The organism is Mariniflexile ostreae, from assembly GCF_042427585.1.
GTDB lineage: Bacteria > Bacteroidota > Bacteroidia > Flavobacteriales > Flavobacteriaceae > Pseudalgibacter > Pseudalgibacter ostreae.
Genome location: NZ_JBHMFC010000006.1, coordinates 25,648 through 47,795 on the forward strand (window position 1 = coordinate 25,648; position 22,148 = coordinate 47,795).

A 22,148-nucleotide genomic window follows, 5' to 3' on the forward strand; every position below is an offset into this window, starting at 1 on the left:
AATCCTTTATTCCAATAAAATTGTGAGTGGCTGTTTTTTAAAGCAACAGGTTTAAGTTGTAAGTCATTGGTGTTTAGCTAAAAAAATATGTAAAAAAAAGCAGGCTCAATCTATTACGAATTGAGCCTGCTTTACACTTGGTGATAAGTTTTAATTTATTCCACGGTAACTGATTTTGCCAGGTTACGTGGTTGGTCTACGTTTTTGTCTAATAATACCGCTATATGATATGATAACAACTGTAATGGAATAGTTGTTAATAGTGGAGATAAAGACTCTTCCGTTTCAGGAACTTCGATAACATGGTCTGCTAAAGCTCTCACTTGAGTGTCGCCTTCGGTAACAATTCCAATTATTTTTCCTTTTCGAGACTTGATTTCTTGAATATTACTTACTACTTTTTCATAATGCCCTTTTTTTGTGGCTATTACAATTACGGGCATATTCTCATCAATAAGCGCAATAGGGCCGTGTTTCATTTCTGCAGCAGGATATCCTTCTGCATGTATATACGAAATCTCTTTAAGTTTTAATGCACCTTCTAAAGCTACAGGGAAATTATAGCCTCTTCCTAAGTATAAACAATTGCGAGAATCTTTATATATCTCAGCAATTTTTTTGATATGATCATTAGATTCTAATGCTTTTTCAACTTTTTTAGGAATGAGTTCCAGTTCTAGTAAATGCTTACGGAAGTCGGAACTGCTAATGCTGCCTTTTGCTCTTGCTAATCTAAGAGCAATTAAAGTTAAAACAGTAATCTGCGTTGTAAACGCTTTTGTAGAGGCCACACCTATCTCTGGACCCGCATGTGTATAGGCGCCAGCGTGTGTTTCTCTAGAAATAGACGATCCTACAACATTGCAAACTCCAAAAACAAAAGCGCCTTTAGACTTAGCAAGTTTTATGGCAGCTAAAGTGTCGGCGGTTTCACCAGATTGAGAAATGGCGATTATAACATCGTTTTCAGTAATTACCGGATTTCTATATCTAAATTCAGAAGCATATTCTACTTCAACAGGTATTCTGGCAAGGTCTTCGAAAATATATTCGGCAACAAGACCAGCATGCCACGAGGTGCCACAGGCCACTATAATTATACGGTTGGCATTGAGGAATTTTTTCATGTTATCCTCTACGCCAGCCATTTTTATAATCGCTTCGTTTCTCAATAATCTTCCTCTGTATGTATCGGTAATGGCTTTTGGCTGCTCATAGATTTCCTTCAGCATGAAATGGTCAAAACCTCCTTTTTCAATTTGCTCTAAATTCATTTGAAGCTCTTGAATATATGGTGCAACTAAAGAGTCATCTTTTATTTTTCTTATTTTAATCCCTTTATGGAATCTAATAATAGCCATTTCTTCATCTTCTAAATAGATAGCATTTTTAGTATATTCTAAGAACGGAGAGGCATCGCTCGCTATAAAGAATTCATCTTCTCCAATACCAACGGCCAGTGGGCTTCCCAAGCGGGCAATTACAATTTCTTCTGGTTTCGTTTTATCAAAAACAGCAATAGCATAAGCACCTATAACTTGATTAAGCGCAATTTGTACAGCTTTACCTAATTTTATATTCTCTTGTTTTTTTACATACTCTATTAAATTTACCAATACTTCTGTATCGGTATCTGAATGGAATACATATCCTTTTGATATTAATTCTTGTTTTAGGGTTTCATAATTTTCTATAATACCATTATGAATCATTACAAGCTCTCCTGAATTGGAAAGATGTGGATGTGAATTCACATCGTTAGGAACTCCATGGGTAGCCCATCGGGTATGACCGATACCTACGTTCCCGTTTTTTGTAATTTCTTTATCTGCAAGCGCTTCTAGGTCGGCGACCTTTCCTTTTGTTTTAGAGATTTTGAGGTTTTCACCGTCAAATAATGCAATACCTGCACTATCATAGCCTCTATATTCCAGTCTTCTAAGACCTTCAATAATGATGGGGTAGGCTTCTCTGGGGCCTAAATATCCAACAATTCCACACATAGTATTTTATTTTGATTTAGTAAAAAATAATTTTAGGAGCATGCGCCTATCTGCATTAACGGCTTCATTGCTTCCTGATAAAATGGTTCCTCTAGGACTTATTACAGATGCTGCGGGAATAGATGTTACACCATCGTTACTATTTAAAATCAATGCATTATTAGTATAATTAACATTGTTTGAAAGTACGAGTCCTATTTTGGTGTTTGTAGAATCTTTAAAAATAAGATTATTTAAGTGTTCTGTAATCCGTATTTTGTATTTCCAGACTCCTGTTTCTTGTTCTATTCGTGTGCCTAAATGAAAAAACTTTGAACTAATAGGGTTATTTGTATTAGTGGTTTCATCAAAGGTATAATCGATAAGAGGGGCATTGTTATTAACATCATAAGCATAGATTCTATCATATTCATGAGTGCTTTCTGGCGATGTTATGTCTTCGTAAAAAATCAATTGTGCCTCATTGATCAATCGGTCTTGATATTCACCATCTTTAAACTCTTCCCGTAAGGCTTCTAGTTGATCGGGCACCCCGTTTTTATCTAAATCTTCATTCCCGAATAAATCGACAATGGCCATAGATGCAGCATTTTTTAAGTACAGTTTCTGGTCTCCAGTAGCTTTATTGCCATTGCTTAGTGTTACTAAGTTAAGGTCGTTTACAAACGTATTCAGTTTGTTTGCTGTAAAATTAAGCGTGTACGTGCCTTGGGTTCTGGTGGCATCTGTAGCAGAAACGTCTTTAGAGTAGTAAATAACTACATTAGCGTCGCTGCTGGCTAGGTTCAATAGAACCATGCTGCCATCGTTCGCAATAGGTTCTACTTTAAGATATAGCCCTCTAAAATGATTTAAAAAATTATTAGTGTTACTTAAAACGTTGGTCCCCTGTTTTTTAATAATTTCTGTATGCCATATCGTAGTATCTAATTTTAGCCTAAGCGATGGCTCCAAAAATTCAGGAGTTTTTGTAGAATCTGTATACGTTAATCGTATTTGTTTGTTGCTAGGAACCAGGTTGTTATCTGTAAAAATTAAAGCTCCTTTTTGCGAATCGAAGTCAATCACAGAAGTCTCTGTAAGTGCAGAGTTGATGGTTTTATCAGCATTATTGGCATTGGAGTAATAGCGTTGTTGCGTTTCAAATCCTTCACTTGGATTAAAATCTCTTAAAAAGTATTTGTTCTGGTAAATCGATAATTTAAAGGGTGCTTCTGGGTTGCCAAATATGGAATCTAAAGCATACGGTGTTTTACCGCTTTCTAAATTTGTACCTGTAACTTTGCTATAATAAGGAATTTTTAATACCACAGAATCTATAGCAGGTTTAATGCCAAAATCTGGATTAAAACTTGCTGGAGTTAATTGCGCAACAATACTAGCGGTGGTTTGTCCATAAAGCGGATCGTGATAAACGCCCAAAAGGCTTGAGGCCAAGTTGCTTATTTGAACCGAGTCTAGTTTTTTATTGTAAGCACTAACAGCAATAGTTTTGTCTGGCGTTTCAAAATTGGTGTTGTTTTCGCCAATAACATCGCTTTCAAGGATGCTAAAATCTTTATCGCATCCCATTATAGAAAAGGCGATAAATAAAATGAGGCAAGTTGGTAAAAAGGCTTTGAATGTTTTTTTCATAATTTTGATGATGAACACAAAATGGGTTTAAATCAGTACTTGAGAATTAATAAACGACGTGTAAGCCTCTCCAAATTCGTCTTTGCTTTTATGCTCTAGAACAGGTTTTTTAGTGTTTTTCATATAGGCTTCCAATTCTTCAGGAATATCTTCAGAACCTATAATTAACGCGTCAGAATAATCAATAGCAACTTTCATTAAATTCGTATAAGAAGGCGTCTCTAAAACTTTTATAGCCTCGTCATTTATGTTGTCAAATTTAATTTTATTATGCATATCTTCATTTAACGTATTGTTAAAACTTTGATTGTATACAGATGTAATTATTTTGCTAGCGTTAAATAACGGCTCGTCTTTATAGTATTCTTTCAAGTAAATAGGTAAAAGCGCCGCTAACCAACCGTGTACATGAATGACATCTGGAGCCCAATTTAATTTTTTAACAGTTTCAACTACGCCTTTAGCAAAAAATATGGCACGTTCATCGTTATCTGGGAATAAAACGCCCTGTTTATCTTTTATTGTGCCTTTTCTTTTAAAGTATTCGTCATTATCAATAAAGTAAACTTGAATACGTTCTTTTGGAATAGATGCGACTTTTATAATTAAAGGCATGTCCAGGTCGTTGATTACCAAGTTGATTCCAGAAAGCCTGATTACTTCGTGCAATTGATGTCTCCGCTCATTAATATTTCCGTATCTCGGCATGAATATCCTTATTTGGCCGCCTTGTTGATTCACTAATCTTGGAGCTTCAAAAGACATGGAAGAAATTTCCGTCTCGGGCAAATAAGGTACTACCTCAGATGATACATATAATATCCTCTTATCTTTCATATGATTGTTTTAGGTGTTCTTTTTGAGAAATTCAAAATAAAAAACATGCAAAAATACAAAATTTTATGCAGATTCGCAGTAAAAATCTTAAGTTTGCATCCTTAATTTTTAATTAGATTGTGGGGGTTTATTCAGAAAAAGTAGAAGTTGAAAAGGTTGTAACATCTTTTAAGGAACGCGGATTAAGTATCGGTTTTGTTCCAACCATGGGCGCGTTACATCAGGGGCACTTGGCGTTAGTGGAGAATGCATTGGCAAATAATGATAAGGTAATTGTGAGTGTTTTTGTAAATCCCACGCAGTTTAATAATCTTGAGGATTTGGAAAAATATCCTAGGGTATTAGATGAAGATGTGCGATTATTGGAAAAACTTTCTTCAAGTATAGTGGTGTATGCACCTACAGTGGAGGCTGTTTATGCTGACAAAGTTAAGGCTGAGAAGTTCGATTTCGATGGTTTAGAGTTCGAAATGGAAGGGCGATTCAGGGATGGCCATTTTGATGGGGTTGGCACGATAATAAAACGTTTTTTTGAAATAATAAGACCCGATAACGCTTATTTTGGCGAAAAGGATTTTCAGCAATTGCAAATTATAAAAAAACTGGTCGATAAAAAAAAGATACCTGTAACCATCGTAGGTTGTCCTATTTATAGGGAGTCCAATGGTTTGGCAATGAGTTCTCGTAATGTTCGATTAAAACCAGATTATAAAAAAGCAGCACCTTTTATTTTCGAAATTTTAAAAGCGGCCAAAGCGCAGTTTGGCACAAAAAGTGCAAATGAAGTAACGGTGTGGGTCCATGCTCAATTTGCAAATCATCCTCTGTTGAAAATGGAGTATTTTATTATTGCAGATGAAGACACCTTAAAAATAGTAAAACGAAAATCTAATAAGAAAGCATATCGTGCGTTTATTGCGGTATATGCCGATGATATTAGATTAATAGATAACATAGCTCTAAATTAATTATCTTTGTGCCATGCAAATACAAGTCGTAAAATCTAAAATTCACAGAGTAAAATGCACCGGTGCGGAACTTAACTACATTGGAAGCATTACCATTGACGAAGATTTAATGGAGGCAGCTAATATGATTCAAGGCGAAAAAGTCCAAATTGTAAACAACAATAACGGTGAGCGCTTAGAAACGTATTGTATTCCAGGCCCGAGAAATACTGGAGAAATAACCCTTAACGGTGCGGCTGCAAGAAAAGTTGCGGTAGGTGATATCTTGATATTGATTACTTATGCCTTTATGGATATAGAGGAAGCAAAAGTGTTTAAACCCGCTTTGGTTTTTCCCGATGAGACGACTAATCTTTTAAAATAAACTGTTGAGCTCTTCTAAAAAAAAAGTGCTTAAAATCCTAATCCCACTCATGTTAGCTGGGTTTTTTGGATGGTTTATGTTTTCAAAAATACCTATAGCGACCATACTCCCTTATTTTAAAAGTGCAGATTATTCATACATTTTATTTGGAGTCTTTTTTGGTCTCCTAAGCCATTTGTCAAGAGCTTATAGGTGGAAGTTTTTGTTGGAGCCCATGGGATACAAAGTGAAATTCCCCAATAGTATTATGGCGGTTTTTGTAACGTATTTAGCTAATTATGGGATTCCAAGATCGGGAGAGGTGCTTCGTGCAGCGGCGCTTACTAATTACGAAAATGTTCCTTTCGAAAAAGGATTTGGCACCATTGTGGCAGAGCGTATCGCAGATCTTATTGTAATGCTTGGCATTATTGTTTTTACGTTAATTTTCCAATTTGAATTTATCTACGAATTGCTTAAAAACGCATTCCAACCTATAAAGTTAGTGCTTGCGGGTATTTTTGTTATAGTGCTTTTTGGTGTTTTGTTTCTTTATATAAAAAAAAGCACCTCTAAAATAGCACTAAAAATCAGGACGTTTTTAAACGGACTGGCAGAAGGGCTTTTAAGTGTGTTTAAAATGAAAAATAAATGGGCCTTTATTTTTCACACTCTTTTTATTTGGGCCATGTATATCCTTATGTTTTATGTTACTACGTTTGCTTTAGATGAACTGCAAGCTGCTTCTGTAGGAGCTGTAATTGTTGCTTTTATTGCGGCAAGTTTTACCATAGCAGCCACAAATGGAGGTGTTTTTTTCTATCCGGCAGCGGTATTAGGGGCTTTTCTTTTATACGGGTTGCCTAAAGATGCCAGCTATGCTTTTGGTTGGATTATATGGGCCTCTCAGACGCTTATGATTTTTGTTTTTGGAACCCTCTCTTTTATTTTTCTTCCTATTTATAATAGAAAAAGGATTTCGGAAAATCGTGAATAAGATTTTTAGCATTTTCAAATGCTTTGTTTTAAACATTGCATTAATTTATTACCTTGTGCGATAATACACCCCAAACTATCTTTCAAATGAAAAAAAATATATTATCCTTATTGTTCTTGTGTTTGTTTCTTAATACCGTAAAGGCTCAGGTTATCTATAAGCCTATTGAGTCTTTGAAAATGGGCGAAATACGGGAGCTTAAAATCCAACTGCCTAGAGGCTATAATGATAACCCAAATAAAAAGTATCCTTTGTTTGTGGTTTTTGATGGGGATTATATGTTTGAGGCTGTTGCAGGAAATGTAGATTATTATTCGTATTGGGAAGACATGCCTAATGCTATAGTGGTTGGTGTAAATCAATTGGATAAGCGTTTTGAGGATTCTATGTATTCTGAGCAAAACGGATTGCCTACAGAAACAGGGGCTCGTTTTTTTGAGTTTATAGGGATGGAGCTTATTCCGTTTATGGAAAAAAATTACAGAACTGCGTATTTTAAAGTTGCCGTTGGCCATGGAGAAACCGCTAATTTTATAAACTATTTTTTGCTTAAAGACCAGCCCGTATTTCAAGCTTATGTGGTTATTAGTCCAGAATTAGCGCCTAAAACAATTGATTATGTTCCAGAAAGGTTAAGCACGCTAGCGTCTAAATCCTTTTATTATTTAGCTACCACTAAAAAGGATTCAAAAGAAATTTTAGACGATGCAGAAAAGTTGCACGGCAGAATGAGTGGTGTGGATAATAAAAACCTTGTCTATAAGTATGATGCCTTTAACGAACCGTCTCACTATTCCTTGCCTGCCCATGTTATGCCTCGTGCTTTAGAAAGTATTTTTAATGTATATCAACCCATTAGTGTTTCAGAGTATAGAGATGTTATTTTGAAATTAGAAGGTTCGCCTGTGGTGTATTTGGAAGAAAAATATAAAATGATTTATGATCTATTTGGCATAGAAAAAGACATCCTTGTGAACGATTTCAAGGCCATTGCAGCTGCTATAGAGAAAACAGAACAGTTTGAATATTATGAGCAGCTAGGGAAGATGGGGCGAAAAAGTTATCCAAATACTATCTTGGGCAATTATTATATAGGCCGTTTTTACGAACAAACAGGGAATCCTAAAAAAGCGATGCGAACCTATCAATCTGCTTTTATTTTATCTGAAATTGGAGGTATTACAAAAGATGAATTGATGAACAGGGCAAATGCCATTAAAACCGATTTCGGATATTAACATTAAGAATGAATAGCTCAATAGTTATTCTGGTTACATGAGTAAATATTATGTCAAAAGTTAAAACCACTTTTTTTTGTCAGAGTTGCGGCAATCAATATTCTAAATGGCAAGGGCAATGTACTGCCTGTAAAGAATGGAATACCCTTGTTGAAGAGGTTATCCAGAAAACAGAAAAAAGGGATTGGAAATTGCCCACATCTCCTTCTAAAAGGGTTTCAAGGCCCTTGCTTATAAAAGAGATCGATAACACCAAAGAAGCTCGGATGGACACTTTTGACGGCGAGTTCAATAGGGTTTTGGGTGGAGGAATTGTGCCTGGATCTTTAATCTTGTTAGGAGGGGAGCCCGGGATTGGGAAAAGCACTTTGTTGCTTCAAATCTCATTAAAATTGCCCTATAAAACCTTATATGTTTCTGGAGAGGAAAGTCAAAAGCAAATTAAAATGCGTGCAGAACGTATTTATCCTGATAATAATAATTGTTATATCCTAACCGAGACCAAAACCCAAAACATATTTAAGCAAATAGAAACTTTAGAACCAGATATCGTTATTATAGATTCTATTCAAACGTTGCATAGCGATTATATTGAGTCGTCTTCTGGAAGTATTTCTCAAATAAAAGAATGTACAACAGAACTTATTAAATTTGCTAAAGAAACCGGAACGCCCGTGCTTCTAATTGGTCATATTACGAAAGACGGTAATATTGCAGGGCCAAAGATTTTGGAGCATATGGTCGATACCGTTTTGCAGTTTGAAGGCGACCGCAACCATGTGTTTAGAATTTTAAGAGCACATAAAAATAGATTTGGATCCACTAATGAGCTGGGTATTTACGAAATGCAAGGGTCTGGCTTAAGGGAAGTTTCCAATCCATCAGAGATTTTAATTACTAAAAAAGACGAAGAATTATCTGGCAATGCCATCGCTGCAACACTTGAGGGCATGCGCCCTTTAATGATTGAGGTGCAGGCTTTGGTAAGCACTGCTGTTTATGGCACACCTCAAAGAAGTGCCACAGGATTTAACGCTAAAAGATTAAACATGCTTTTGGCCGTTTTAGAAAAACGTGCAGGCTTCCGTTTAGGGGCTAAAGATGTGTTTTTAAATATTACAGGTGGTATTACGGTAGATGATCCTGCCATAGATTTGGCCGTTGTTGCCGCTATTTTGTCTTCTAATGAAGATGTCGCTCTGCAAAAAGATTTTTGCTTTGCAGCCGAGGTAGGCTTATCTGGGGAGATCCGTCCTGTACAACGTGTAGAACAGCGTATATTAGAAGCTGAAAAGCTAGGGTTCTCAACTATTTTTGTATCTAAATACAATAAAATTTCATTAAAGAATACAGCTATCAAAATACAATTGATTTCTAAAATGGAAGATTTAGTGGCGTTTGTGGTTTAAATACGAGGTTTTTTTATTTATTTATTTTTCTCTTGAGACATGTTCTCTTTTCTCTTTCTCGAATTTTTTGTCTTCAAAACAGTCAAAACGATATGCTTTTAGGTGGTTCGTTTTAATTTTAAAAAAAAAACATCTTTGTTTTGTGTTATGGCAAAGCATAAATAACCATGCAGTCTCAAGGTTGATGTGTAATATAGTCTGGAGCAGTAGATATAGATGTTCAGCCCTTTAAGTGGGTGTGCGGGTTTTGAAGAAATATTATGCTTGCATTTAGAATATTGACCTTTGCAGAGCATAAGCGATTTTCTAATGGGGTTAGAAGGAGGGGGGTCAGGACTATCACGAAGGAATTTCCGGAATTTCGAAATAAATATTAAGAATTATCATTTTTGAATGATAATGTTTTACTTAGAAAGTATGGGCCATACTGCTGATAGGATGATCCAAGAACTATTTGGAACTTTATGGAAAATTAAATAACGGTACGTATGGATGTGTATTTTGCTAGTCAAGTTTCGTTTGTGAACTTAAATCAGATTTAAAAAGCTATGGCGCTTTAGTTCGTGATGATTTACACAGCATCACTATGCATCTTGTCTTGTTTATTTGTATTTGAACGGAAATAATTATATTTATGTAAGGTAAGTCTATAATTTATTCATAATATTGCGGCGTTTTAATTTTGTGAATCAGAAGTACAGATTCTATAAAATTATCCATTAAAGTGAAAAGGCTTAGTTTATGAACGTCAAAAATATTGCCCAGTATTATAGGGTTATGGTAATTTTTATTTTTAGTAATCTTTGCTCAGCAAGCCTTTATGGTCAATATTGCGAACCATTGCATATACAAGAATCAAATATAATTTATATATCTAAAGTTAGAATTGGTAATATTAGTAATAAGACGCCTGGTGCCACTGGACGTTATGAATATTATTCTGCTTTGCCTGAAACAAAAATTAAGATTGGTGAGAGTATTGATGGTGTTATTAGTGTAACTATGAATGGGTGGAATGAGGGGGCTAATACGTTGGTTGTTTGGATAAATTTTAATAGATCTGTAGATAATGATTTCGAAGATAATGGAGAACGTTTTCTGTTTACTTTTAAAGATGATTTTTATCAAAGTGGTTTAAAGACAGTAGATGTGCCCATAAGTTTACCTATACCTAATGCTGCACATTTGGGGGTTTCAAGAATGCGTATTGGTGTAAGGTCGGGTACAGGTAGTGACTTCAACTCTTGTAGCTATAAGTACGCCGGTGGAGAAGTTGAAGATTATAAAATCAATCTTACCACAGAAGCGTCTTCCGTTCCAGACCCTATAATAGGGGATTATCAGGCCGAGTATTGTGAGCCAACCGAAATCAATCACTATGGCATATACTACATTTCGAATGTTTCTATTGGGGCTATTAATAAAACAACTTTAGGGGATACGGGAGGATATACAGATTACACGTCTACCGATGTGACAGATGCTGCTATTGGCGAAGCGCTTACAGGAACTGTAAGTGTTGTTGTAAATGGGGACAATACCACTATGAATAAAGTTGTTGTTTGGGTGAACTTTAATGAAAGTACACATGATAATTTTAAGGAAGATACAGAACGTTTTGTTTTTGATGCAATAGATGTTGTGAATACAGGTTATAATAACAAAAAAATCATACATGTGCCCATTAATATCCCTATTCCGACTACTGCAGAAGTTGGGTTGTCTAGAATGCGAATTGCGTTAAGAACGGGGAGTGGTGCCTATAGGGCGTGTTTTTTTGGTCATAGTCCCGGAGAAATAGAGGATTATAGTGTTAACCTCACCTCAGGGATTGACTCGAATGCTAGCTCTAGTATTGTTTTTGATGGCGTGGAGGATTATTTGGAAACAGCTCCTTTTGTTACAGATTGGAGTGCTGCAACCCTTATGGCTTGGGTGAAAATAGAGAGTGACCATACGGGTAATCTATCTCAAATTCATGCTATTGCAGGACAGGAAACGGTGAAGTTGTACATTGCAAAAAACAGAAACCCGGTGTTCTCAGTTTTTACCCAAAATTCTATAACAGCTTCCAGTGAGAGTCCTGAGGCTATATCTGTAAGACCTTCTCCTAAAATTACATTGTTAAATGACCGATGGTATCATCTTGCAGGCGTTTTCGATTCGGATTCAAAATCTGTAAAAATTTATCTTAATGGCGAGTTGTTAAATACAAAGACCAATGGTAGGTTGAAATCAGGGCTTTTAACTGAAAATTGGGACGGTAGCTCTCACGAGCTTTCTCAAAAATATTTTAGGGTTGGCAGAGATTCAGGCAGCAATGCTGGTTCTAGTTATTTTAGAGGAAATATCGATGAGGTTCGGGTGTTCAATACGGCATTAACCGATGGGCAACTGAAGCATATGGTATATCAAGAAATTAAAGAGAATGAAGGATATGTACAGGGGGCGCTAATACCTAAAAACATATTAGATGAGACTACAGGGGCAACAGTATCTTGGGGTAACTTGCAAGCGTACTACCCCATGACAAATATTTCAAACTCCATCACAACCGATGCCTCTGGGAATGGGCATAATCTTGCCCTGCGCAATATTTCAGCTATAGAAAGTCAAGCCGCGCCCATGCCGTATGTCTCTGCTAGTGATGGGGAGTGGCTAAATGAGAGAACTTGGCAGTATGGTGCCGAATGGGATATTATAGATGCTGATGCTAATAAAGATTGGAGTATCGTACACATTAAACATAATATTACTTCATCCCACTCGCATACAAATTTAGGTTTGATAATTGATGAAGACAAAACGTTTACCTTAAACGGGGATCATGAAATAAAAAATAGTGGGTATTTGGAATTGAATGGAACCCTAAACTTGTTAGGTGATTCTCAGTTAATTCAAACCGTTACTAGCGATTTGGTGACATCTGGTACTGGTAAAATTTTAAGGCGCCAAGAAGGGACATCAAATAAATATAGGTTTAATTATTGGAGTTCGCCTGTTGGAGGCTTAGGTGAAAGTCGTTTAACCGATAATAATAGTGCAAGCCATAACATCAATAATACTCCGTTTAAGTTGGAGATGTTAAAAGATGGCTTAGGAGTTCCTTTTCAATTTACATCTGCCTATCATGAAAATGGAAAAATCAGTAAATTTTGGATAAATACTTATAAAAACCAGCTGAGTTATTGGGGTTGGGCGCGTCATGCGGAAACCGAACCGTTAAGTCCGGGTATGGGTTATACCCAAAAAGGAACTGGAAGTGCCGATGCAGAACAACATTATATTTTTGAAGGAAAACCAAATAATGGGACGATTTTAATAGAAGCTGTATTAGGCGCTTCGAAAACGGATTTTCTTTTAGGAAATCCTTACCCGTCGGCTTTAGATGTTCATGAGTTTATTGATGATAATGCCGCTGTTCTTAAGGGCCCTTTATATGTGTGGCAACAATGGGGTGGAGATTCCCATAATTTAGGAGCTTATGAAGGGGGGTATGCACAAATAACTAAAACGGGAGCAGTTAGAGCTTGTCAGTTTGTGGGTTTTTATGGTGATGTTAAAGGAACTGAAGTAGGAACATTTACGCCTTCTAGATATTTGGCAGTTGGGCAAGGGTTTATGGTTGAGGTTATTGCTAGTGGGATGATAGTTTTTAATAACAGTCAACGGGTTTTTAGTAAAGAATCAGATGCAGATGGAAGCTACGCTAAAGGTGCTTCATTTTTTAAATCTAACAACATAAAGAGTAAGAGTGCGGAATTAAAAGGCGATAATGAGCAAGGCCACATGCAAAAAATACGCTTAGAGTTTAATTCGGTAACAGGTCCAGAAACAAGATCAGAAGTGCTTTTAGGTTTTAGTGATCTAACTACAGATGCTTTTGATTATGGTTATGAAGCCGAAGCCACAGAGCTGAATGGTAGTGGCTTTAGCTTGAGTTTGGATGGAAGAGATTTGAGCATACAGGCATATGGCCCTATTAGTGCAAATAAAGTGGTTCCCTTAAATTTCATGTCGTCTGGAGATTATAGTTTTGAAATTAAAATTTCTGAAACGGAATATTTAGAGGGCTCACAAGAAATTTATTTAAAAGATAATCTTACGGGAGATTACTTTGATTTAACAAGTAAGAATGCATATCGATTTAGTTCAGGGTCTGGTAGGTTTAACGAAAGGTTTGAGCTGGTATTTCAATCAGGATCAGAGATGTTAGGGGTCTATTCCTCAAAGAATTCTGAATGTTTTGTGTATGTTCAGAATGATTCCCATATGCTATTTGTGCACCAATTAAAAACGCCTGTAAGTAAACTGAGTATTATAAATATGTTGGGGCAAAGTGTGCAAGAATTTAGAAATGTATCCGTAGAGGATTTAGGTCAAGGTTTGCAATTGCCTCATATGGTTACGGGGGCATATCTGGCTCATTTTGTAACAAGCGACAACCAAGTTATTACTAAAAAGTTAATGGTGCATTAATTTTTGTATTACAGCGCTAAAAGCGAATTAAAATTCATTAAAATAGCCGAATAATTATTTCGCATTCTAGTTTTAAAGTGATATTCTGGAATGTGTTTTTAAACGCTATAAATTATGAAGCAAATAATGATTTTTATACTGTTAGTTACCTTCTGCTCGTGTGCAACAAAAATACCATTAGCCGAGAAGGTTAGAGCGGCTAACGACTACGTGGCAGGTATTGATGCGAATAACGATTTAGAGACGACACGTGTGAACGGTGTTTTAACAGATGTTTCTGGGGTTACAGACACAGGACAATATGTTTTAGAATATTATTATAATACGCATAATAATCTATTTCGTATAAAGAACATAGAAACCACCGATAAGGTTGTGGTCGAAAACTTCTATTTTAAGAATAAACAATTGATTTTTATCACTTCGGAAACCGCTAGTGCATCGCTTAAAAAATTATACATTTCAAAAGGAAAAATTATAAATGAATCGGAGGTCGATGCCGCATACGGAAAAATCCTTTTGAATAAGGCTAAAATGTTTCAGAAGGATTTTAAGAAAATTAGTAAATAAAATTCAGCTTAGTATGGTGGCTGTATTTCTATAATCCTAAATAAAAAAACAAAATATTCGTGCTTTTACTTCAAAAGCACGCCTAATTTCTTAAAATTCCTTAATTTCGCAATCTTATAAGAAATACGCGTAAATGAGTATGAAATTTGCTGAATATAAAGGACTTGACTTACCAAATGTTGCAAACGAGATATTGCAATATTGGCAAGAAAATAACATTTTTGAGAAAAGTGTAAGCACAAGAGAAGGACGTAAGCCATTTGTTTTTTATGAAGGACCTCCTTCTGCAAACGGACTTCCTGGGGTGCACCATGTTTTGGCACGGGCTATTAAGGATATTTTTCCACGTTATAAAACCATGAAAGGCTACCAAGTTAAGCGTAAAGCAGGTTGGGATACCCATGGGTTGCCTATTGAGCTGGGGGTTGAAAAGGAATTGGGAATAACTAAAGAGGATATCGGCAAGAGTATTTCTGTTGAGGCTTATAACGGCGCATGTCGTAAAGCCGTAATGCGCTATACCGATGCTTGGAACGAGCTAACCCGTAAAATGGGGTATTGGGTAGATATGGATGATCCATACGTTACCTACGAACCAAAATATATGGAAAGCGTTTGGTGGTTGCTCAAGCAGATTTACAATAAAAATTTGATGTATAAAGGCTATACTATCCAACCTTATTCTCCAAAAGCAGGAACGGGATTGAGTTCGCATGAACTTAACCAACCTGGTACCTATCAAGATGTTACCGATACGACTATCGTGGCTCAATTTAAGGCTGTTTCGCATACCTTACCAGATTTTTTACAAAACGAAGGTACTATTCATTTTTTAGCTTGGACCACAACACCATGGACTTTGCCAAGTAATACGGCTTTAACTGTGGGGCCTAAAATTGAATATGTTTTAGTGGAAACTTATAACCAATATACTTTTGAGCCTATAAAAGTGCTGTTGGCAAAAAAATTAATGAACAGTCAGTTTGCTGGAAAGTTTAAAGAAGTAGCAGATAAATCGGAATTAACGGCATATAACCCAAGTGATAAAAAAATTCCGTTTTTAATTCTTAAAGCATGTGTTGGGAAGGATTTAGTAGGGATTAAATACGAACACTTACTTCCTTATGCCTTGCCTTATAATAATCCAGAAAATGCTTTTAGGGTTATTTCTGGAGATTTCGTAACCACGGAAGATGGTACAGGAATTGTACATACCGCACCTACTTTTGGAGCCGATGATGCTTTGGTGGCCAAACAAGCTACACCAGAAGTGCCCCCTATGTTGGTGAAAGACGAACAGGGCAATTTAGTACCACTTGTTAATTTGCAGGGGAAATTCCGTCCAGAAATGGGGGAATATGCCGGTAAATATGTTAAAAATGAATATTACGATGAAGGGGAGGCGCCAGAGCGTTCGGTAGATGTCGAAATTGCAATCAAATTAAAAGAAGAGAATAAGGCCTTTAAGGTAGAAAAATATAAACACAGTTATCCAAACTGTTGGCGTACGGATAAACCAATTCTATATTACCCTTTAGATTCATGGTTTATCAAAGTAACCGATGTGAAAGAAAGAATGCATGAGCTTAATGAATCCATCAATTGGAAACCAAAAGCTACTGGTACAGGACGTTTTGGAAATTGGTTGGCAAATGCTAACGACTGGAACTTATCGCGTTCTCGGTATTGGGGTATTCCATTGCCGCTTTGGAGAACTGAGGATGGTAAAGAAGAAATTTGTATCGGATCGGTTGAAGAATTGAAAGCAGAAATGCAAAGTGCCGTAGAAGCGGGCTTTATGGAAGCAGACATTTTCGAAAGTTTTGAAACAGGGAATCATTCTGAAGACAACTACGCTAAAATCGACTTGCATAAAAACATTGTTGATGATATTGTTTTAGTATCACCAACGGGACAGAAAATGTTCCGCGAAAGCGATTTAATTGATGTCTGGTTCGATTCGGGGGCGATGCCTTACGCACAATGGCACTATCCTTTTGAAAATAAGGATTTGATCGATGAGGGAAAAACCTTTCCTGCAGATTTTATAGCAGAGGGTGTGGATCAAACTCGTGGCTGGTTTTATACCATGCATGCCATCAGTACCATGGTTTTCGATTCTGTTGCGTATAAAAATGTGGTATCGAATGGTTTGGTTTTAGACAAAAACGGACAGAAAATGTCTAAACGTTTAGGAAATGCCGTCGACCCGTTTGAGACATTAGATCATTACGGTGCAGATGCTACACGTTGGTATATGATCAGTAATGCAAACCCTTGGGATAATTTAAAATTTGATTTAGAAGGTATCGAGGAGGTGAAACGTAAGTTTTTCGGAACGCTTTATAATACCTATTCATTTTTTCAATTATATGCGAATTTGGATCATTTCAGTTATAGTGAAGCCGACATTCCTTTCGAAGAACGTCCAGAGATTGACCGTTGGGTGCTATCAGAACTGCATACCTTAATCCAGAAAGTAGATGGTTATTATGCAGATTACGAACCCACAAAAGCAACACGAGCCATTTCTAATTTTACACAAGATTATTTGAGTAACTGGTATGTGCGTTTAGGAAGAAGGCGTTTCTGGAAAGGCGATTATCAAAAAGATAAAATATCGGCCTATCAAACGTTGTACACGTGCATGGAAACCATTGCTAAGTTAGGTGCGCCAGTGGCACCGTTCTTTATGGATCGTTTGTATTTGGACCTGAATGCTGTGTCTAAAAAGGAAACCTTTGAAAGCGTCCACCTGTCCGATTTTCCAGTTTTTAATGCTGCCTATGTAGATAAGAGCCTAGAGCGCAAAATGGAAGCGGCCCAAACCATATCGTCGTTAGTATTGTCTTTACGTGCTAAAGAAAAAATAAAAGTACGACAGCCTTTGCAAAAAATAATGATTCCCATTGCTTCAGCACAACAAAAAGAAGAGATTTTAGCGGTTTCAGACTTAATAAAACATGAAGTTAATGTTAAGGAGATCGAGCTTTTGGAGGATGCTTCAGAAATTCTGGTAAAACAGATAAAGCCTAACTTTAAAGCACTCGGGCCACGTTTTGGTAAAGATATGAAGCTGGTAGCTAAAGCAGTAGGGGCTTTTACCTCAGACGACATAAAAATAATAGAACAAAGCGGGAAAATAGACGTTGTAATTAACGGAAAAAATGTTACATTGGTCTCTGAAGATGTGGAGATTATATCTCAGGATATCGAAGGCTGGTTAGTGGCAAACGAAGGCGCTTTAACCGTGGCGTTAGACGTTACGATTACAGAAGACCTTAGAAAAGAAGGTATAGCTAGAGAACTTGTAAACCGTATTCAGAATTTAAGAAAAGATTCTGGTTTTGAGGTTACCGATAGAATTGATATCACATTTCAAAATGATGCGCATATTGTGAATGCCGTTAATGCAAATATGTTGTATATTAAGGCAGAAACTTTAGCAGAGGAATTACAAATTATTGAAAAATTAGATAACGGTATAGAGATTGCTTTTGATGATGTAAATACCAAATTGTTTATTCAAAAACATTAACATTATGAGTAAAGATGAAAACGTAAGATACGCCGATAAGGATTTAGCGGAATTTAAAGATTTGATTAAGGATAAAATAGCTAAGGCAAAGCATGATTTAGAACTTATTAAAAGTGCCTATATGAACGATCATAACAATGGTACAGACGACACCTCGCCTACATTTAAAGCTTTTGACGAGGGGAGTGAGGTGATGAGTAAAGAATCAAATTCACAATTGGCCATACGTCAGGAAAAATTTATCCGTGACCTGAAAAACGCCTTGATCAGAATAGAAAATAAAACTTATGGAGTTTGCCGAGTAACAGGACGATTGATTAATAAAGAACGTTTAAAGTTAGTGCCTCATGCAACATTGAGTATTGAAGCTAAAAACATGCAGTAATAATTAGTATAAAGTGATATATTTGAAACGTCTCGACTTATAAACGAGACGTTTTGTTTTTTAATAACCGTTTGTAGGCGAAATTCTTAAACCATAATTTGTAATTCAGTTTATGTCCTTAAAAAAATCGATTGTCTTGATCATTGTTATTTTGCTTATCGACCAAATAAGTAAGATATATATTAAAACACATTTTAAGCTTCAGGATAGTGTTGCGGTTTTTAAATGGTTTAAAATTTACTTTATAGAGAATGATGGCATGGCTTGGGGAACGAAATTAAGTGACATCGTGTCGTTTATTTCAGATAGGACTGCTAAGGTGGCGTTAACGCTATTTCGGGTATTTGCTATTTTTGGCATTGGTTATTGGCTTGTTACTGCAATTAAAAAATCTAGTCCGAGTGTTTTAGTATTAGCTATTGCCTTAATATTTGCCGGAGCATTAGGGAATATTATCGACTCTGTCTTTTATGGGGTATGGTTTAGCGATAGCTACGGACAAATTGCCACCTTCTTGCCGGAAACTGGGGGTTATGATTCGCTATTGCATGGAAAAGTAGTGGATATGCTTTATTTTCCACTGTGGAAAGGGTTTTTACCCGAATGGTTGCCCATATGGGGTGGTGAGCATTTTATATTTTTTAATCCCGTGTTTAATGTGGCCGATATGGCTATAAGTACAGGTTTTGTAATGCTTATTATATGGAATGGCAAAGCATTTCCTAAGCACGGTACAAAAAGCTAAAATTGAAAGATGCCTTTCGGCGTTACACAATAATCCAGCTTAATATCACCATCATAAACATCTGTAATCTCAGGCTCAGCCTCAAAAAAAGAAAGTCCTATCTTTAAAGTATCAGGTTGGCATTGTGTTAAAAATCGATCATAAAAACCTTTGCCGTAGCCTACACGATGGCCTAATATGTCAAAAGCTAATAACGGTATAAAAACGACCTCTATTTTGTTATTGGCGATTTCAATACCCGCTACAGGTTCGGGAATATTATAGCTATTTTTCTTGATGATTGTATTGTCTGTCAAAAGAAAACTAAGCATTTCACCTGTTTTAAAATCGCTTTTTGAAATTAGGATGTTTTTATCTTTTCCTGATAAAATATTCAAGATATAATCGGTATTCACTTCTTTATGTTCCGAAATAGATAGAAAAATGTGATAAAAAGAGAAGTCCCAAATGGGTAATTTTAAAAGTTGATTAGCAATATCCATGCTAAAATCCTCTACTTGGTTTAAAGTTAATGTGTTGCGAAGAATTTTATATTTTTTTCGTAATTCAAGTTTGCTCATGGCTGGCGTTTAAGTTTTGAAGTGATATGAAATAAAGCGTCCCCTTGATATACTATGGGCGATTCGTTTACATTGATAATATAGCCAGAATTTTGTGCTTTTACAAATTGATTGAATTTTCCGTACGGATCGGTAATATTGCCAATGTCATCTCCTTTTTTTACATGGCTTCCAATAGAAATAGAAGCCTTGAACATACCCGAAAAGTTGGCGCGTTGCCATCGGCTTTCATTGATAAAAACACAGTCTTTTTTAGGTTTAGATACTTTAAACTTATTGTTTAACATCCCTAAATGGTATAAAACGCGTTTAGCACCATTAACGCCCGAATTGGTAACATTATCATCGATATGGAACGATTTGCCACCTTCAAAAAGGAGCATGGGTTTGCCTAATTTATAACAGGTGCTTCTAAAAGATTTATTTAAATTCTTAGAATACAGCACAAACGGTGCTCCAAAAACTTTAGCCAAGTTATTCAGATTTTTGTTTTCTTTTGTAATACGAATTTGTGGCGCATTAAAACGTCCTGAACCCCCGGTATGGAAATCGACGATATAATCCACATTGGGGATCACGCCATGAATGAGTTTATGCGCAACCCTACTTGCTAAAGAACCATTTATAGTGCCAGGAAATACACGGTTTAAATCTCTACCATCTGGAAATTCGCGTTTTAGGTTTATAAATCCAAAAATATTTATAACAGGCATACAAATAATAGTACCAGACTTAGGCTTGTTTATGCCTTTGGCGATAAGCTGTCTTACTATTTCAACACCATTAACTTCATCGCCGTGAATACCCGCTGTAAACAATACGGTAGGGCCTGGTTTTTTTGACCGTTCTATAATAATAGGAACATCAACAGAAGATGAGGTATGTAATTTTGCAACGTCAAAACTCACTTCCTTACTTTCACCTGGATAGACTTTAACGTCTAAAATAGTTAGTATGTCAGAGCTTTCGGAAGTCATTTATTTTTTATTTCGTTCAATATAGCTAATAATACTTTTTGCGATATTTTTACCAGTAGCTTCTTCAATACCCTCAAGACCCGGTGTGGAATTCACCTCTAAAAGTAGAGGGCCACGTGCAGATTGTAGCATGTCTACGCCACAAACAGGAAGGTTTAAAACCCGTGATGCATTTTGGGCAAGACGTAATTCATCTGTATCCAGTTTGATAATATTGGCAGAGCCCCCACGGTGTAAGTTTGAGCGAAATTCGCCTTCTTTGCCCTGACGTTTCATAGCGCCAACGACTTGTCCATCTACGACTAAGGCTCTAATATCGGCACCTTTAGCTTCTTTTATAAACTCCTGAACAATAACTCGAGCTTCAAGGCCGTTAAAAGCTTCTAAAACTGATTCTGCAGCACTTTTTGTTTCGGCTAAAACCACCCCCAATCCTTGGGTGCCTTCTAATAATTTTATGATTACGGGGGCTCCTCCCACGTGTTCGATAACTTCTTCTACATCTCGCGAATAATTTGTGAAAACCGTTTTCGGCATTCCTATGCCGGCTTTGCTTAAGCGCTGTAAGCTACGCAACTTGTCTCTAGAGCGTTGTATGGCGCCTGAGGTTGCAATGGAAAACACATTCATCATTTCGAATTGACGCACTACAGCACAGCCATAAAACGTTATGGAGGCGCCTATTCTTGGGATAATAGCATCCACATAATCTAAATAACGGTCTTTATAATAAATAGTAGGCTTTTCTTTTTCAATAATGATGTCGCATTTTAAAGGGTCGATAATTTCCATGCGATGCCCTCTCTTCTTGCCTTCTTCAAGCAGTCGTTGAGTGGAATATAATTGTGGGTTTCTTGATAATATAACGATGTTCATAAAGCTTTTGAATTAAAAGATACGTTTTGCAAATCTACATCCACTATAAATTTGCGTTTAAGAAATTGCCTGCCAATAAGAACAGGGAATTTCATGTCGTAACGCGTACTGAGGGTTAAATTAATTTTATAGGTTTTTTCAAAAAACACGATTTCAGATTTTATTTTATATCGGTTTTCTTTTATACCGTTACTGCTTTTTACATTGGTTCTGGAAAACGAATCAAAAATAACTTGCTTGCCACTAAAATTAGGATGTTTTTTACTATAAAACGTACACTTTAAAACACCATCTTCTTCAATGATTTCAGAGCAATGGATCGCAGAGGTATAGGCTCCCGTATCTATTTTAACATCAATGTTGAAAAGATTGAGTTGTGGGAAGTCTATTTTATCGACGCTACCAATAACTTTTTTGCTCATTTTTTGTTTTTAAAAATGTGTGGCAAGGTATTAAAATAGTGGTATAATAAAAGCATTTATTTAAAAAGTTTAACACATTTATATGTGTAGGAATTTTAAGGTTATAGTCACGTTTTCAAGGGAATGACAAATTTAAAAGAAACTTCTAGGCCTAACTAAGAAACGT

The 22,148-nt window shown here is 36.2% G+C and carries 17 protein-coding genes; 10 read left to right on the forward strand and 7 right to left on the reverse strand.

What is annotated here, in order from left to right:
- Positions 1-155 precede the first annotated feature (155 nt).
- Genes glmS through ACFFU9_RS01510 form a run of 3 tightly spaced genes read right to left on the reverse strand, consistent with a single transcriptional unit; the run spans position 156 to position 4,475 of the window.
- Complete coding sequence (gene glmS / locus ACFFU9_RS01500; RefSeq protein WP_379859588.1) at positions 156-2,003, reverse strand: glutamine--fructose-6-phosphate transaminase (isomerizing); 1,848 nt, start codon at positions 2,001-2,003, stop codon at positions 156-158.
- Between the two features lie 6 nt (positions 2,004-2,009).
- Entirely contained in the window at positions 2,010-3,638 is a 1,629-nt protein-coding gene (gene bamH / locus ACFFU9_RS01505) for a BamH family beta-barrel-assembly machinery protein (protein WP_379859589.1), read from the reverse strand.
- 27 nt (positions 3,639-3,665) lie between these two features.
- Positions 3,666-4,475 (reverse strand): glycogen/starch synthase, encoded by an 810-nt coding sequence (locus ACFFU9_RS01510; protein WP_379859590.1) that lies wholly within the window; start codon positions 4,473-4,475, stop codon positions 3,666-3,668.
- A 119-nt stretch (positions 4,476-4,594) separates the two neighbouring features.
- On the opposite strand from ACFFU9_RS01510, the gene panC reads away from it, so the two are divergent.
- The 10 genes from panC to ACFFU9_RS01560 all read left to right on the forward strand — a co-directional run bounded on the left by panC (position 4,595) and on the right by ACFFU9_RS01560 (position 19,147).
- Positions 4,595-5,443 carry a pantoate--beta-alanine ligase gene (gene panC, locus ACFFU9_RS01515; RefSeq protein WP_379859591.1) on the forward strand — a complete coding sequence of 283 codons (849 nt, stop codon included), beginning with the start codon at positions 4,595-4,597 and terminating at the stop codon, positions 5,441-5,443.
- A gap of 13 nt (positions 5,444-5,456) precedes the next feature.
- Positions 5,457-5,807 carry an aspartate 1-decarboxylase gene (gene panD / locus ACFFU9_RS01520; RefSeq protein WP_379859592.1) on the forward strand — a complete coding sequence of 117 codons (351 nt, stop codon included), beginning with the start codon at positions 5,457-5,459 and terminating at the stop codon, positions 5,805-5,807.
- A 25-nt stretch (positions 5,808-5,832) separates the two neighbouring features.
- The gene (locus ACFFU9_RS01525; RefSeq protein ID WP_379859593.1) at positions 5,833-6,783 is read left to right on the forward strand and encodes a lysylphosphatidylglycerol synthase transmembrane domain-containing protein; all 951 of its coding nucleotides are present in this window, start codon (positions 5,833-5,835) and stop codon (positions 6,781-6,783) included.
- Positions 6,784-6,869: 86 nt separating this feature from the next.
- Positions 6,870-8,021, forward strand: a complete 1,152-nt coding sequence (locus tag ACFFU9_RS01530; RefSeq protein WP_379859594.1) for an alpha/beta hydrolase — start codon at positions 6,870-6,872, stop codon at positions 8,019-8,021.
- A gap of 50 nt (positions 8,022-8,071) precedes the next feature.
- A complete protein-coding gene (gene radA, locus ACFFU9_RS01535; RefSeq protein ID WP_379859595.1) occupies positions 8,072-9,430 on the forward strand; it encodes a DNA repair protein RadA in 1,359 nt (452 codons plus the stop codon).
- A 741-nt stretch (positions 9,431-10,171) separates the two neighbouring features.
- Positions 10,172-13,909 carry a DUF8693 domain-containing protein gene (locus ACFFU9_RS01540; protein ID WP_379859596.1) on the forward strand — a complete coding sequence of 1,246 codons (3,738 nt, stop codon included), beginning with the start codon at positions 10,172-10,174 and terminating at the stop codon, positions 13,907-13,909.
- A gap of 114 nt (positions 13,910-14,023) precedes the next feature.
- A complete protein-coding gene (locus ACFFU9_RS01545) occupies positions 14,024-14,479 on the forward strand; it encodes a hypothetical protein (protein ID WP_379859597.1) in 456 nt (151 codons plus the stop codon).
- Between the two features lie 133 nt (positions 14,480-14,612).
- Positions 14,613-18,017: an isoleucine--tRNA ligase gene (gene ileS / locus ACFFU9_RS01550; protein WP_379859598.1), complete on the forward strand. Its 3,405-nt coding sequence runs from the start codon at positions 14,613-14,615 to the stop codon at positions 18,015-18,017.
- A 4-nt stretch (positions 18,018-18,021) separates the two neighbouring features.
- The gene (locus ACFFU9_RS01555) at positions 18,022-18,402 is read left to right on the forward strand and encodes a TraR/DksA family transcriptional regulator (protein ID WP_379859599.1); all 381 of its coding nucleotides are present in this window, start codon (positions 18,022-18,024) and stop codon (positions 18,400-18,402) included.
- A 112-nt stretch (positions 18,403-18,514) separates the two neighbouring features.
- Entirely contained in the window at positions 18,515-19,147 is a 633-nt protein-coding gene (locus ACFFU9_RS01560; protein ID WP_379859600.1) for a lipoprotein signal peptidase, read from the forward strand.
- Here ACFFU9_RS01560 and ACFFU9_RS01565 read toward each other — a convergent pair.
- From ACFFU9_RS01565 to ACFFU9_RS01580, 4 genes are read right to left on the reverse strand one after another with little or no spacing between them, the layout of a single operon-like run.
- The gene (locus ACFFU9_RS01565) at positions 19,144-19,707 is read right to left on the reverse strand and encodes a 5-formyltetrahydrofolate cyclo-ligase (RefSeq protein ID WP_379859601.1); all 564 of its coding nucleotides are present in this window, start codon (positions 19,705-19,707) and stop codon (positions 19,144-19,146) included. The two genes, ACFFU9_RS01560 and ACFFU9_RS01565, sit on opposite strands and share 4 nt — an antisense overlap.
- Positions 19,704-20,684: a succinylglutamate desuccinylase/aspartoacylase family protein gene (locus ACFFU9_RS01570; protein ID WP_379859602.1), complete on the reverse strand. Its 981-nt coding sequence runs from the start codon at positions 20,682-20,684 to the stop codon at positions 19,704-19,706. Before ACFFU9_RS01570 ends, ACFFU9_RS01565 begins: the two co-directional genes overlap by 4 nt.
- On the reverse strand, positions 20,685-21,560 hold the full coding sequence (gene rimK / locus ACFFU9_RS01575; RefSeq protein ID WP_379859603.1) for a 30S ribosomal protein S6--L-glutamate ligase: 876 nt from the start codon (positions 21,558-21,560) through the stop codon (positions 20,685-20,687).
- Entirely contained in the window at positions 21,557-21,982 is a 426-nt protein-coding gene (locus ACFFU9_RS01580) for an ATP-dependent zinc protease family protein (RefSeq protein WP_379859604.1), read from the reverse strand. The genes rimK and ACFFU9_RS01580 overlap by 4 nt, the downstream gene beginning before the upstream one ends.
- Positions 21,983-22,148 lie beyond the last annotated feature (166 nt).

Excerpts from the sequence above, each read along its gene's own strand:
- ACFFU9_RS01545 (WP_379859597.1), top strand. The coding sequence starts at position 14,024 with ATGAAGCAAATAATGATTTTTATACTGTTAGTTACCTTCTGCTCGTGT.
- bamH (WP_379859589.1), bottom strand. The coding sequence starts at position 3,638 with ATGAAAAAAACATTCAAAGCCTTTTTACCAACTTGCCTCATTTTATTT.
- panD (WP_379859592.1), top strand. The coding sequence starts at position 5,457 with ATGCAAATACAAGTCGTAAAATCTAAAATTCACAGAGTAAAATGCACC.
- ACFFU9_RS01530 (WP_379859594.1), top strand. The coding sequence starts at position 6,870 with ATGAAAAAAAATATATTATCCTTATTGTTCTTGTGTTTGTTTCTTAAT.
- rimK (WP_379859603.1), bottom strand. The coding sequence starts at position 21,560 with ATGAACATCGTTATATTATCAAGAAACCCACAATTATATTCCACTCAA.
- ACFFU9_RS01565 (WP_379859601.1), bottom strand. The coding sequence starts at position 19,707 with ATGAGCAAACTTGAATTACGAAAAAAATATAAAATTCTTCGCAACACA.
- ACFFU9_RS01570 (WP_379859602.1), bottom strand. The coding sequence starts at position 20,684 with ATGACTTCCGAAAGCTCTGACATACTAACTATTTTAGACGTTAAAGTC.
- ACFFU9_RS01540 (WP_379859596.1), top strand. The coding sequence starts at position 10,172 with ATGAACGTCAAAAATATTGCCCAGTATTATAGGGTTATGGTAATTTTT.
- ileS (WP_379859598.1), top strand. The coding sequence starts at position 14,613 with ATGAGTATGAAATTTGCTGAATATAAAGGACTTGACTTACCAAATGTT.
- ACFFU9_RS01555 (WP_379859599.1), top strand. The coding sequence starts at position 18,022 with ATGAGTAAAGATGAAAACGTAAGATACGCCGATAAGGATTTAGCGGAA.
- ACFFU9_RS01580 (WP_379859604.1), bottom strand. The coding sequence starts at position 21,982 with ATGAGCAAAAAAGTTATTGGTAGCGTCGATAAAATAGACTTCCCACAA.
- radA (WP_379859595.1), top strand. The coding sequence starts at position 8,072 with ATGTCAAAAGTTAAAACCACTTTTTTTTGTCAGAGTTGCGGCAATCAA.
- glmS (WP_379859588.1), bottom strand. The coding sequence starts at position 2,003 with ATGTGTGGAATTGTTGGATATTTAGGCCCCAGAGAAGCCTACCCCATC.
- ACFFU9_RS01560 (WP_379859600.1), top strand. The coding sequence starts at position 18,515 with ATGTCCTTAAAAAAATCGATTGTCTTGATCATTGTTATTTTGCTTATC.
- ACFFU9_RS01510 (WP_379859590.1), bottom strand. The coding sequence starts at position 4,475 with ATGAAAGATAAGAGGATATTATATGTATCATCTGAGGTAGTACCTTAT.